Annotated in this window: 14 protein-coding genes; 6 read left to right on the top strand and 8 right to left on the bottom strand. The window is 60.4% G+C overall.

Annotated elements, in window-relative coordinates; all coding sequences use genetic code 11:
• The first annotated feature begins 372 nt into the window (after positions 1-372).
• Positions 373-909: a thioredoxin family protein gene (locus tag NW845_RS10755; protein ID WP_414366106.1), complete on the top strand. Its 537-nt coding sequence runs from the start codon at positions 373-375 to the stop codon at positions 907-909.
• 244 nt (positions 910-1153) lie between these two features.
• On the opposite strand, the gene aroQ is transcribed toward NW845_RS10755, so the two are convergent.
• Together aroQ and NW845_RS10745 are read right to left on the bottom strand one after the other, a co-directional pair.
• Positions 1154-1657, bottom strand: a complete 504-nt coding sequence (gene aroQ / locus NW845_RS10750) for a type II 3-dehydroquinate dehydratase (RefSeq protein ID WP_414366107.1) — start codon at positions 1655-1657, stop codon at positions 1154-1156.
• A 222-nt stretch (positions 1658-1879) separates the two neighbouring features.
• Positions 1880-2029 (bottom strand): hypothetical protein, encoded by a 150-nt coding sequence (locus tag NW845_RS10745; RefSeq protein ID WP_414366108.1) that lies wholly within the window; start codon positions 2027-2029, stop codon positions 1880-1882.
• Positions 2030-2199: 170 nt separating this feature from the next.
• Between NW845_RS10745 and NW845_RS10740 the strand changes: the two genes are divergently transcribed.
• Positions 2200-3414 carry an Era-like GTP-binding protein gene (locus NW845_RS10740; protein ID WP_414378497.1) on the top strand — a complete coding sequence of 405 codons (1215 nt, stop codon included), beginning with the start codon at positions 2200-2202 and terminating at the stop codon, positions 3412-3414.
• Here NW845_RS10740 and lipA read toward each other — a convergent pair.
• Entirely contained in the window at positions 3411-4283 is an 873-nt protein-coding gene (lipA, locus tag NW845_RS10735) for a lipoyl synthase (protein WP_414366110.1), read from the bottom strand. The two genes, NW845_RS10740 and lipA, sit on opposite strands and share 4 nt — an antisense overlap.
• Positions 4284-4414: 131 nt before the next feature.
• Positions 4415-4912 carry a DUF4079 domain-containing protein gene (locus NW845_RS10730; protein ID WP_414366111.1) on the bottom strand — a complete coding sequence of 166 codons (498 nt, stop codon included), beginning with the start codon at positions 4910-4912 and terminating at the stop codon, positions 4415-4417.
• A gap of 304 nt (positions 4913-5216) precedes the next feature.
• Between NW845_RS10730 and NW845_RS10725 the strand changes: the two genes are divergently transcribed.
• Positions 5217-6428 (top strand): argininosuccinate synthase, encoded by a 1212-nt coding sequence (locus NW845_RS10725; RefSeq protein WP_414378495.1) that lies wholly within the window; start codon positions 5217-5219, stop codon positions 6426-6428.
• A 140-nt stretch (positions 6429-6568) separates the two neighbouring features.
• Here NW845_RS10725 and ahcY read toward each other — a convergent pair whose 3' ends face one another.
• A complete protein-coding gene (gene ahcY / locus NW845_RS10720; protein WP_414378494.1) occupies positions 6569-7849 on the bottom strand; it encodes an adenosylhomocysteinase in 1281 nt (426 codons plus the stop codon).
• Between the two features lie 110 nt (positions 7850-7959).
• Here ahcY and ruvX point away from each other — a divergent pair, with 110 nt between their 5' ends.
• Complete coding sequence (gene ruvX, locus NW845_RS10715; RefSeq protein ID WP_414378492.1) at positions 7960-8439, top strand: Holliday junction resolvase RuvX; 480 nt, start codon at positions 7960-7962, stop codon at positions 8437-8439.
• Here ruvX and NW845_RS10710 read toward each other — a convergent pair.
• The 3 genes from NW845_RS10710 to NW845_RS10700 all read right to left on the bottom strand — a co-directional run bounded on the left by NW845_RS10710 (position 8406) and on the right by NW845_RS10700 (position 9234).
• On the bottom strand, positions 8406-8825 hold the full coding sequence (locus NW845_RS10710; RefSeq protein ID WP_414378490.1) for a YraN family protein: 420 nt from the start codon (positions 8823-8825) through the stop codon (positions 8406-8408). The two genes, ruvX and NW845_RS10710, sit on opposite strands and share 34 nt — an antisense overlap.
• 29 nt (positions 8826-8854) lie before the next feature.
• Complete coding sequence (locus tag NW845_RS10705) at positions 8855-8977, bottom strand: hypothetical protein (RefSeq protein ID WP_414371435.1); 123 nt, start codon at positions 8975-8977, stop codon at positions 8855-8857.
• Positions 8978-9066: 89 nt separating this feature from the next.
• A complete protein-coding gene (locus NW845_RS10700; RefSeq protein WP_414378488.1) occupies positions 9067-9234 on the bottom strand; it encodes a zinc ribbon domain-containing protein in 168 nt (55 codons plus the stop codon).
• A gap of 456 nt (positions 9235-9690) precedes the next feature.
• Here NW845_RS10700 and NW845_RS10695 point away from each other — a divergent pair, with 456 nt between their 5' ends.
• Complete coding sequence (locus tag NW845_RS10695; protein ID WP_414378487.1) at positions 9691-10314, top strand: TMEM165/GDT1 family protein; 624 nt, start codon at positions 9691-9693, stop codon at positions 10312-10314.
• 224 nt (positions 10315-10538) lie between these two features.
• On the top strand, positions 10539-11267 hold the full coding sequence (locus NW845_RS10690; RefSeq protein WP_414378486.1) for an NYN domain-containing protein: 729 nt from the start codon (positions 10539-10541) through the stop codon (positions 11265-11267).
• Positions 11268-11389 lie beyond the last annotated feature (122 nt).

Below are 11389 nucleotides of genomic sequence, written 5' to 3'. Positions count from 1 at the left end.
AAGCATTTTATTCGGCAGTTTTCCAGAGTTGGGAAGTATAGCGTGGAGCAGATAGTGCAGACTTGTTTACTCCTGATTAATCCATCCTGCTTCCGGAGTTGGTTTGCTAAGTGTTGCTACTGTACCCCTTGGTTCTTTAACAAGCTGTAGTGAAACCAGCAACAAGAATTCCTAGGCTTACTGGTGCGCAGAAGCAAGCTATAGCTGGGGGGAGTATGTCCACCTGCCCTCCTCTCCAGCAGGGATCCCTCACCCAAAACCCGGGAGACAACCATCCAGAACCTAGTTGACCCACCGCCGAGAGAGGGGGATGCTAGAACGGGGAAGGCGGAAGCTGAATCCAGGGGCACCAGATGGCGAGGTGATGGAGCCATGAAGGAAGACTGGGCAAAACGGTTGCGCAACGGGTTAGTTGCCATGGTGGCAGTGATCCTGGCGGCAGGCTTGTTTCTAGCCAATCAAGCTCGTCAGGCCAGCACCAGCTTGGCCGACTTGGCTGCAGAGGCAGTGTCCTGGGAGGAAGCGCAGGCCAACGGCAAGCCTTCTCTGGTGGAGTTTTACGCCGATTGGTGCACCACCTGCCGAGCAATGGCACCCCTCCTGGCCAACTTGAAGAAAGAATTTGCCGATCAGGTGAACTTCGTCATGCTAAACGTGGACAACCCCAAGTGGCTGCCGGAGTTGAGCCGCTACCGGGTGAACGGGATCCCTCACTTTCTCTTTTTGGATGGTCAAGGGGAAGTGCTGGGATCTGCTATTGGAGAACAGCCTGCCGCCATTTTGCGGGCCAATGTGTTGGCTCTGGCAACTGGGCAGCCCCTGCAGTTGACCAATGCCGGACAGGTGTCTGAGCTGCAGCCGGGCAGGCCTGTCCTCTCGAATCAGGCGGATCCGCGCAGCCATGGATAGGAACCTAGGGGATCCCCACTGTCCCTCTCAGCTGCCCACTGGTCTTACCAGTTAACCACTCTTTGAGTTGCGCCCGCACGATACCTACCTGGCGCCTGCCCTCCTCTCCCACACGGCTGAGGACAGATGTTCTCCACCGGGAAACCCAGTGTCTGCCTCTTCCAGGTGGGGGGCCTCCCCGCGTTTGCGGATCACCAAGCAGCGACTATCGCGGTAGCGTCGAGGTAAGGCCAAACTTCTTCGGTCAGGTTTGGACGGCCTGCAGCCGCAGGTGCTGAACTAGAGCCTGTAGGCCCAATAGGTAGCTGTGGGCTCCAAATCCACTGATTTGGCCAATGGCTACAGCAGCAATGTAGGAGTGCTGGCGGAAAGGTTCGCGGCGATAGATATTGCTCAGGTGAACTTCTACGGTGGGCAGACCCACGGCAGCAATGGCATCCCGCAGGGCAATGCTGGTGTGGGTGTAGGCGCCGGGGTTGATGAGGATGCCGGCGTGCTGCTGGCGGGCGCGGTGGACAGCATCAACCAACACCCCCTCATGGTTAGACTGCAGGATCTCCAGCTTTGCCCCAAGAACTTCTGCCTGCTGGTGGAGCGCCCGATCGATCTGCTCTAAGGACACCGAGCCGTAGATGCCTACTTCTCGCACCCCTAGCAAGTTGAGGTTGGGGCCGTGCAGAACCAGAAGGCTGAGGAGCTCGCCACCGGAAGCGATGGCAGTCGGATTAGCGACGACGATGGGATCCATTTTCTACGGGAATGGGGGCAGGTTGGGGCTCAGGACTTCCCAGAAGGGTATCAATTACACGTTCCACCCATTCGCGGAGCTTTTCGAGAACTTTTTCTACCCAATCCATCCGACCTGCCTCGTAGGAGTTACAGAGCCATCAACGGAGCTTGACCAATGGATCTCCATGATAGCGCTTTTTCTCGACAAGCGTAGAAATGGGGAGCTGGAAATACCATCGGACTAGTAAAGGGCGCTCAGGAGCACGATATCCACGATCAGGAGGGCACCTGCAAAGGCCAGCAGGCTGCGCACAATTTGACGCTCTTGTTTGGAGCGATGGGATCCGCCAAGACGGAGCCAGCGGAGCGAGTTGGGGAGGCGGTACAGCATAGCAACAGTCGATGAGATTCTAGACTCGGGAGCGCCAACGCCCCAAGGTGATCATGCCCCATTCTGTGAGCTTCGGATCCCGGCGGACTTCCCCACGCTGGGGGGGAATACTAGCCTGGCTATGGGGATCAATTCCTTCTAGAGTGGGGGTTAGGCCATTTTTGTTGTCGATGACCACTCCTCTAACTCAAGCCGAAACCGTTTTTCAGCGTTGCTGGGATCACTGGCAAGCTCTGGCCAGCCGTCAGGACTTGCAGCCGGAGTTCAAAGCTTTATCCACTCTGCGCAAGCGTCTTGTCAGTCGGGTGTTTTCCATTGCGGTGTTTGGTCTGGTCAACCGCGGCAAGTCGGCTGTCTTGAACGCCCTGACCGGCGAGGCCCGCCTGGAGGTAGGGCCCCTCAACGGGGTGACGCAACAGCCACAATCGCTGCTGTGGCAGCCGGGGCCGGGGATCCCTTGGCAGGTGCGGCTCATCGATACGCCCGGCTTGAACGAGGTCAACGGAGAAGCCCGCGAACAGTTGGCCTGGGAGGTGGCCCGCGCCGCCGACTTGATCCTGTTTGTCATCGCCGCCGACCTGACCCAGTTGGAGTACCAAGCTCTGTTGGAGCTGCGCACCCTGCACAAGCCGATCCTGCTGGTGTTGAACAAGTGCGATCTCTATTCGGAAGCCGAGTTGCAGGCCATTCGCACCCAGATCAGCCATCACTTGGGCTGGGTGTTGCCCCAGGAGATCTTAACAGTGGCCGCCTGTCCTAAGCCCACTAAGGTGCGCACCCACTGGCCAGATGGCCGCATTACCTTGGAATGGGAGCGGCCCGCACCCCAGATCGAGGCCCTGCGAGAGCGCATTGTGGAGATCTTGCAGGCAGAGGCGGGATCCCTATTGGCCCTCAACGTGCTGAAGCGGCTGGAGTGCCTCCAGACCCAGCTCTGGCAAAAGCAGTGGCAGCACCACGCCTCCTTTGTCGAGCAATGGAGCACGGCCTGCGCCCTCGGCAAGGGGATCGCGGTGGGCTTAGCGCCACTGGGGCTGGATCTGCTGTTGGCGCCGCTGCTGGATGGGCTGTGGCTGCTGGGCTTGGGAATGCGGCTGCGCCTACCCTGGGGATCCTTAGGGGGGGCGCTGGGATCCGTCCAGGAGGGGCTGTGGCGACTGCTGCTACTCAACGGGGCACTGCTGCTTTTGGCCGAGGGGGTGAGCTCTTGGCTGTGGGGAGGCTGGAGCAACAGCCTCTTGCCAGGTCTGGTGGCGGGAGTGAGTTTGTACCGCCTGGGATCCCTGGCGCCACAGGTGTTGCTCCGGTTTGCTCCAGAGGGGTTCGGCCTAGGGGCCCTCTTGCGGGATCTCATCAGCAGCCAAGAGCTGGCTGAAAAGGCCTAGGATCCCCCTTCCCCGCCATCCTGGGCCATTTCGGCGGCGTGGTAGGAGCTGCGCACCAAAGGCCCAGAGCGCACCTGGCGAAACCCCATCTGGAGGGCAATCTGGCCCAGCTCGACAAACTCCTCCGGGGTCCAGTAGCGCTGCACCGGGCGGTGGGCCAGGGAAGGCTGCAGGTACTGACCCAGGGTGAGCCGGTCACACCCTACCGCCAGCAGATCGCGAAAGGTTTCCAGCACTTCCGCGCGGGTCTCCCCGTGCCCCAGCATCAGGCCGGACTTGGTGGGCAGGCCGGGATCCAGCTCCTTGACGGTTTGCAAAACCCGCAACGACAGGTCGTAGCCAGAGCTGCGCCGCACCGCCTGCGACAGCCGGCGTACGGTTTCGATGTTGTGGTTGTAGCAGGTCGGTCGGGCCGCCACCACACGGGCAATGCAGTCGCGATCCCCGCGAAAATCGGGGGTGAGCACCTCGATCTGGATCCCAGGGCAGCGTCGCCGAATTGCTTCCATCACCTCCACGAAGCGGCCGGATCCCTGGTCGGGCAGGTCGTCGCGAGCTACCGAGGTGAGCACCACATAGCGGAGCCCCAGCAGCTCAACGGCCTCAGCCACCTTTTCCGGCTCCTGCGGATCCAACGGCGCGGGCCGCCCGCTGGCCACCTGACAAAAGGAACAGGCGCGGGTACAGATCCCACCCATCAGCAGGAAGGTGGCGGTCTTTTGGCTGTAGCATTCGGCCCGATTGGGACAGCGCCCCTCTTCGCAGATGGTGTGCAGGCCCCGCTGCTTGATCACCTGCTGCACCGCCGAGATATCGCTGGCCTTGCCAATAGAGCGCTTGACCCAACTGGGAAGAGGGCTAACAGGCATGGGAGAACCGCTTGCTAGGGCTCAGTAGCTTGGGAAAGCATCCTTCTCCAATCCAAGGAGAAAGACAAAGGGGATAGCGTCCATTGTGGCATGGACGCCTTCCAGATCGATCGCCCTTAGCCGGAAAAGGGCTAGGCCAGCTGAGGAGAGGTTAGCATCTGGTTGACGATGCGCTGCACAATTTGAAAGCCAGTCACCGCCTGCCAGCCCAGGATCCCCAAAATCACCAAATTCAGCAGGAGGTGGACATTGCGGGCCCAGGCCTTTTGGCCATCCTTCATCAGGGGTGCCAAAGCCGCAGAGCTAGCCACCAAGGCCACAATGCCCAATCCCGCCAGCAAGTGGGGGCCAACGAACAGCTTGCCGTTGTTGAGGTAGGTCACCCCCATGCCGCCCAGGGCCCCGAACACCATCGACAGCAAGAACAGGGATCCAGCAAGAAAGTGCCGCTGGCCAAACTTACCCTTGATGAGTTCTTTGCGCTCTTCTGCAGAAGCAGTGCGCAGCCGTCGCACCTGCAGGCCCAGGTAAAGAGCGTAGAGAGCTAGGACAAAGGCGAAAATCATCAGCACAGGGTGAAAGAAAGGCAAGGCCAGCTTCAGCCATGGGGGAAGTTGAATGCCGCTCATAGGGATTGCGCAACGAAGAGGAGGCTGCCCCTAAATTAACACAAATTTTTAAAAATTTAAAAAACTTCTGTCGCGGCACAGGCCTGGGTGGACTCCAGGAGTTGGGGCCCTATCTGCGTTAGATGCTGGTAGAAATGGATTGGCCGTTGGCAGCGGGCCAGATGATGGGCTTTGCAACTTGGGTAACGCTGCGGATCCCAATTCCAGTAGCTGAATCACTCCTAGGTGCCGACCCCCGCCTCAAGCTCCCAGCCACAGGGCATAATGGGCTAGCAACTTCTTTTGAACAGGGATCCGCAGCAGCATGGGACGGGCAAAGAAAGTGGTATTGGCCTATTCGGGGGGCGTCGATACTTCCGTCTGCATCCCCTATCTCAAGCACGAGTGGGGAGTGGAATCGGTAGTCACCCTGGCGGTGGACTTGGGTCAGGGGGCGGAGCTGGAGGCCATCCAAGCCAAGGCGCTGAGGGCCGGGGCGGAGCAATCCCTGGTGCGGGAGGCCGTCCAGATCCTGATTGCCGACTACGCCTTCCCTGCCATCCAGGCCAACGCCCTCTACGAGCAGCGCTACCCTCTCTCCACTGCCTTGGCCCGACCCCTGATCGCCAAGCTGTTGGTGGAGGTGGCAGAAGAGGTGGGCGCCGACGCCGTGGCCCACGGCTGCACCGGCAAGGGCAACGACCAGGTGCGCTTCGACCTGGCCATCGCCGCCTTGAACCCCAAGCTCAAGGTGCTGGCCCCGGCCCGCGAGTGGGGCATGACCCGCGAGGAGACCATTGCCTACGGCGAGCGCTACGGGATCCCTATGCCGGTGCAAAAGTCCAGCCCCTACAGCATCGACCTCAACATCCTGGGCCGCAGCGTCGAAGCCGGGATCCTGGAAGACGCCGACCAAGAGCCACCGGAGGAAGTCTACGCCCTCACCCGCCCCATCTCCCAAACCCCCGACGAGCCCGCCTATGTGGAGATCGCCTTTGAAGAGGGGATCCCGGTAGAGCTGGACGGGCAGCGCCTTGGCCCCAGAGCCCTCTTCGAGCGGCTCAACCACTTGGCTGGCAGCCACGGTGTCGGTCGCATCGATATGATTGAAAACCGGCTGGTGGGGATCAAGTCGCGCGAGATCTACGAGTGCCCCGCCCTAACGGTGTTGATCCAGGCCCACCGCGAGCTGGAGAGCCTCACCCTCACCCGCGAGGTCATCCACTACAAGTACGGTATCGAGACCACCTACAGCCAATTGATCTACAACGGCCTTTGGTATTCACCGCTGCGGGAGGCCCTCGACGCCTTCATTCGCACCACCCAAAAAAGCGTCACTGGCGTGGTGCGGATGCGCCTGCACAAGGGCCAGGCCGTCTGCGTGGGCCGTCGCTCCCCCTACTCCCTCTACAATGCGGAGCTGGCCACCTACGGGGAAGGGGATCAATTCGACCATCGGGCTGCCGAAGGCTTCATCTACATCTGGGGTCTGCCCACCCGCGTCTGGGCCCAGGTGCACCGGGGTAGTGGTGCTTGAACTCTACCGTTAGGCAATTTGTCCATCCGGGGCGCTGGTCAACCGGCTAGCCCGCTGGGAGGGAGCTGGCAACCCGCCTGCCTGCTGGCCCAACGGCGCAGGTGGGCCAGGTTTTCCACCGCGGAGGTGAGGGGCTTTCTCTAGGTTCCTGCCGTCCAGGTGTTGCCGTACTCGATCTGCTCCGGGGTAAGGCTGTCGATCTGGATCCCCATGGCTTTGAGCTTGAGGCGGGCGATGGTCTCATCGATCTCCGCAGGAATGGGGTGCAGCCCAGGAGCCAGGTGGCCACGGTTTTTCACCAGGTACTCGCAGGCCAGCGCTTGGTTGGCAAAACTCATGTCCATGACGCTGGCGGGGTGGCCTTCGGCAGCAGCCAGGTTGATCAGCCGGCCCTCCCCCAGCACCACTACCGACTTGCCCGATTGAAGACGGTATTCTTCCACAAAGGGGCGCACCGTCTGCCGGGAAACCGTCCGCTGCTGGAGCGCCACCAGGTCGATCTCGATGTCGAAGTGGCCGGCGTTGCAGACCATCGCCCCATCCTTCATCGCGTCGAAGTGCTCGCCGCGGATGACGTGCTTGTTGCCAGTGACCGTGACGAAGAGATCTCCCAGAGGGGCGGCTTCAGCCATGGGCATAACCCGAAAGCCGTCCATCACCGCCTCTAGGGCCCGCACCGGGTTGACCTCGGTCACAATCACCTGGGATCCCATGCCGCGGGCCCGTATCGCCACTCCCCGGCCGCACCAGCCGTAGCCGGCTACCACCACTGTTTTCCCGGCCAAGAGAATGTTGGTACAACGCAGGATGCCGTCTAGGGTGGATTGGCCGGTGCCGTAGCGGTTGTCGAACAGGTGCTTGGTCTCGGCATCGTTAACGGTCATCACCGGGAAGCTGAGCACCCCCGCCTTGACCATGGCCCGCAGGCGCACCAGGCCGGTGGTGGTCTCCTCCGTGGTGCCGATGATCTCCGGGAGCTGCTCCTGACGGTGCTGCACCAGCTCCGCCGTCACATCGCCGCCGTCGTCAATGATGAGATGGGGGCGGTGATCCAGGGCGATCTGGACATGGCGGCGGTAGGTCTCTACATCTTCCCCCTTGATGGCAAAGACCGAGATGCCGTAGTCGGCCACCAGGCTGGCGGCCACATCGTCTTGGGTGGAGAGAGGGTTGCTGGCGATGAGGACGCTATCGGCTCCCCCTGCCTGCAGCGCCAAGGCCAGATTGGCCGTTTCGGTGGTGACATGGCAGCAGGCCACCAGGCGCAGCCCGGCCAGGGGCTTTTCTTGAGCAAAGCGCTCCCGGATCTGGGCCAGCACCGGCATCTCCCGCGCCGCCCATTGGATCCGTTGCTTGCCCAGGGAGGCGAGGCCAAGGTCTTTGACTTCGTGCTTGGGGAGAGACAGGGTGGCGCTGGTCATCGAGAAGGCTCCAAAAAAGGTCGTCGAAAAAGGACAGAGGATCAGTCGAGCTACACGGCTAGGAACAGGGAGTTTCAGGCCGTTACAATGTCGGCAAGAGGGATAACCAGATGTCAACAGACCTGAACTATTTTGCCACAAGGGATCCCTTTTCGGCGCTGGGGCTGGACGTGGGCAACCGCCGCATCGGCGTGGCCGGCTCCGATGGGCTGGGCCTGCTGGCCACGGGGTTGGGGGTGATCCGGCGCCGTTCCCTGCCCGAAGACATTGCCCAAGTGCAAGAGTGGATCCGCCGCCGTCGGGCCACCGTGGTGGTGGTCGGGATCCCCCTTTTGGCGGACGGCTCAGTGGGATCCCAAGCCCGCAAGGTGCAGCGGTTTGTACGGGCTCTGCGCGCGACAGTGGATTTGCCAGTGGTTACGGTCAACGAGTACCTAAGCACGGTGCAGGCGGAGTGGGATCTGCGCGAGGCCGGGATCCCAGCCAGGGCCCAGAAGGGTTTAATCGACCAACAGTCGGCGGCGGTAATTTTACAAACTTGGCTGGACGAGCGGCGCTATTCCCAAAGCTCAAAAGCGCCCTGCAGATAGTCTGCCAAGGCGTAGCTCACCCCTTCTTTGGCCGGTTGCTGTTCCACCAAAACGACATCGAAGCGACAGGCTAATTCAGCAAGATCAGGGTGCTGGCTCAAGAAAGCTTGGGCGGTTCGGATCAGGCGCCGCTGCTTCTGGATCCCAACCGCCAAAAGCCCCTTCTGATCCCAGCCCTCGCCACTGCGGGTTTTCACTTCCACAAAAATCAACTCCCCTGCCCTAGCGGCCACCAGATCCAGCTCCCCCCAACGACAGCGCCACTGTTGCGCCAGGATCTGCCAGCCCTGCTCCTCCAGGTACTGCCGCACCCAAGCCTCGCCAGCCTCGCCTGTGTCTTGGAGAGAAGTTCGCTTGGGCAAGGGTTCCCCGCCTACCTCGTACAAATCTAAGGAACTATTCCGAATCCCTCCCCCTAGTGGGCAGAGCCGTTGCCGTGATACCTGTCGGTGTCGTAGAAGCCGTTGCGGGTGCCAAAATAAAAGCTCGCCAAAGATAGGATCAGGGCGACCGCCACCAAGATCGACTTTGCATCCACGCAGTTTTCTCCTAGTTGTATCCTATGCCTCAACCATAAACTACCCTACCGCATAGGCGGGTGGGATTTTCAGTAGCGCTGAAGCTCGCTCACAAGGACTCCGTCCCGCTAACGCGAGTGGCACCGTTAAAATCCGTATCCCCTTCCCGCTGGCCAAGCCACAAGCACTGGTGACAGGTCTGTGAGCTGTAGGCAGGCGGAACCCCTACAACCTCGACCCCTACCCTCATTGCCTTGTACTGCACAAACTGCCTCAACAGGTAGAAAGCCCCTCGCGCTAGCGGGCCGTAGGCCTCACTGTTCGACTGCCGCCGCTCTTTTTAGGCGCTATCCCTTGGGGTATCCCGTGCATTTCGGTGATAGCCTGCCCTTTCTCCTGCCCTACTCTCGTTGGCCTTGGGGAGCCCAGATTTCAGTAGCTTGCTGGTGATCGTTCTCTCAAGTATTGGCTCCTTCCGCTTGCTGCTCGACATGTTACCATTTAGCCTCGAAAGGGAGTAGTCAGGTGGCCCACCGCCCTCTGCATCGACATACTGGCCAGCAAGCCCGGTGCAGCAGACAAAGCCTGCCCAGAGAATTACTTTGGGCTGCTTTGGTGACGAGACTTTCACTGGGTTCACGCAGAGGTGAGCTTGGTGATCCCGTCTGACTTCTCCGGCCTTCACCTCTAGCTGTGAGCCACCCTGCATACAAGAGAGGTTGGAGGCTAAAACATGTGGGCCGGTTTTTGGTCGAGTTTCCTGTTGGTCACAGTGGCAGAGCTGGGGGATAAGACCTTTTTTACCCCCCTCATTTTGGCAATGCGTCACCCGCGCCGTTGGGTCTTTCTGGGAACATGGCTGGCTTTGGCGCTGATGACCCTGCTGGCTGTAGTGGCCGGGAAGGTACTTTTCAAGTTGTTGCCACCACTGGGGGGGCAGGTGCTCTCAGCAGGGGTTTTTGCTGCCTTTGGGCTGAGAATGCTCTGGCAAGCCTACAGAATGACTCCTCAACAAGAGAAAGCAGAAGAGGAGGAAGCCCTGAAACTGGTGGAACAAGCCGAGGAAAAGGGGGCTGGCCGCGGCGGCGCCTGGACGATTGTCTGGGAAGCGTTGAGCTTGACAGCCTTAGCCGAGTTCGGGGACAAAACCCAAGTTGCCACCGTCTCCTTAGCAGCCACTCATCCGGGATTGAGTGTCTGGGCAGGAGCTACCCTCGGCCACGGCCTCATGGTGGGGTTGGCGGTGGTGGGTGGCCGGTTTTTAGCAACCCATATCTCTGAACGAGCCGTGCATTGGTTGGGAGGCAGCTTGTTTCTGATCTTTGCCGGGATAACGGGTTGGGAACTGCTGGGATAAACCTGTCGGGCAGCCCAGCCCGGTTTCCTTCAGAATTGACTTCTACTGACATAATTTCTCCTCCCCTAGCTGGAAGTCCCCCCTTCCAACAACAGACATACTACGGAGGCGGGTGTCGAAGGGCATTGGGGTATCTCTCCGCCAACTCCCAAGTCTCTTGTCCAGCGAGAGAGCCCTTCATGCCTGGCCAGATCCCCGTAAGCGATGCAGCAGGAGAATGGACGATGAGCAAAACTCCCATCTTTCCTCTAACCTGGCTATGGGCGGGATCCCTGGCTTTGGGGGTGACAGCCTTAGTAACCCGCCAGGTCGTCTGGGGTCTCTTGCCTGTGGCTGCGGCTTACCCGGCCATCCGCCGCCGCGAAGAACAGCTTTGCCAAGTGTTGGGGCAGAGCTGGCAGCAGCAGGAACAGATGGCGACCCAACTGGGGGCGATACAGGCGCGCATCGACGCTCTCGAAGCTCGGCCTACGTCACATTTATCGGTGCGGCAGCAACTGGCTCCCACCACGCAGGCCATTCAACAGATCCAGCGGCGGCTCAAAGCTGTAGAACTGCGGCTCAATGCTCTGCCCCAGGCGACTCCTGAGGAACTGGAGTCGATGCGGGCGCAATTGCAACGTCTGCAGCAGCAGGTGGAGTCCCAGCCAGCCCTCCCTTCCCCTCGTAAAGCTCTGGGGGTGTTTATTGACGGCGCTAACCTGCACGCCAGTGCCCAGCAATGGGGATCCCCTCTCGACTACCCCGGACTGTTGAGCTGGCTGGGCCAGGGCCGAACGGAGATGGAGGTGCATTTCTACAGCGGCACAGATCCGCACAACCTCGGCCAGCGCCGTTTTCTGGCAGAGCTGAGAAAGTTGGGCTACCGGGTGGTTACCAAGCCGGTCGTCACCCGTGCCGACGGCAGCCGCAAGGCCAATCTGGATGGGGAGCTGATCGTGGATTTAACGTAAGGTGCGGAATTCCCCACCGTATAGACGGTGGGGATGGATAGCACTCTCTGACTGATTCTGGATGTATTGCTTCACAATTTCTAGGCAGCAAATCATGCCAAAGCCTAGCCCTTCCCAATACA

It is taken from the genome of Synechococcus sp. H60.2 (assembly GCF_047462315.1).
Taxonomy (GTDB): domain Bacteria; phylum Cyanobacteriota; class Cyanobacteriia; order Thermostichales; family Thermostichaceae; genus Thermostichus.
Note: the sequence above shows the minus strand (reverse complement) of the source record. Positions and strands in the feature narration are given on the sequence as shown.

Excerpts from the sequence above, each read along its gene's own strand:
- NW845_RS10755 (WP_414366106.1), top strand. The coding sequence starts at position 373 with ATGAAGGAAGACTGGGCAAAACGGTTGCGCAACGGGTTAGTTGCCATG.
- aroQ (WP_414366107.1), bottom strand. The coding sequence starts at position 1,657 with ATGGATCCCATCGTCGTCGCTAATCCGACTGCCATCGCTTCCGGTGGC.
- NW845_RS10745 (WP_414366108.1), bottom strand. The coding sequence starts at position 2,029 with ATGCTGTACCGCCTCCCCAACTCGCTCCGCTGGCTCCGTCTTGGCGGA.
- NW845_RS10740 (WP_414378497.1), top strand. The coding sequence starts at position 2,200 with ATGACCACTCCTCTAACTCAAGCCGAAACCGTTTTTCAGCGTTGCTGG.
- lipA (WP_414366110.1), bottom strand. The coding sequence starts at position 4,283 with ATGCCTGTTAGCCCTCTTCCCAGTTGGGTCAAGCGCTCTATTGGCAAG.
- NW845_RS10730 (WP_414366111.1), bottom strand. The coding sequence starts at position 4,912 with ATGAGCGGCATTCAACTTCCCCCATGGCTGAAGCTGGCCTTGCCTTTC.
- NW845_RS10725 (WP_414378495.1), top strand. The coding sequence starts at position 5,217 with ATGGGACGGGCAAAGAAAGTGGTATTGGCCTATTCGGGGGGCGTCGAT.
- ahcY (WP_414378494.1), bottom strand. The coding sequence starts at position 7,849 with ATGACCAGCGCCACCCTGTCTCTCCCCAAGCACGAAGTCAAAGACCTT.
- ruvX (WP_414378492.1), top strand. The coding sequence starts at position 7,960 with ATGTCAACAGACCTGAACTATTTTGCCACAAGGGATCCCTTTTCGGCG.
- NW845_RS10695 (WP_414378487.1), top strand. The coding sequence starts at position 9,691 with ATGTGGGCCGGTTTTTGGTCGAGTTTCCTGTTGGTCACAGTGGCAGAG.
- NW845_RS10690 (WP_414378486.1), top strand. The coding sequence starts at position 10,539 with ATGAGCAAAACTCCCATCTTTCCTCTAACCTGGCTATGGGCGGGATCC.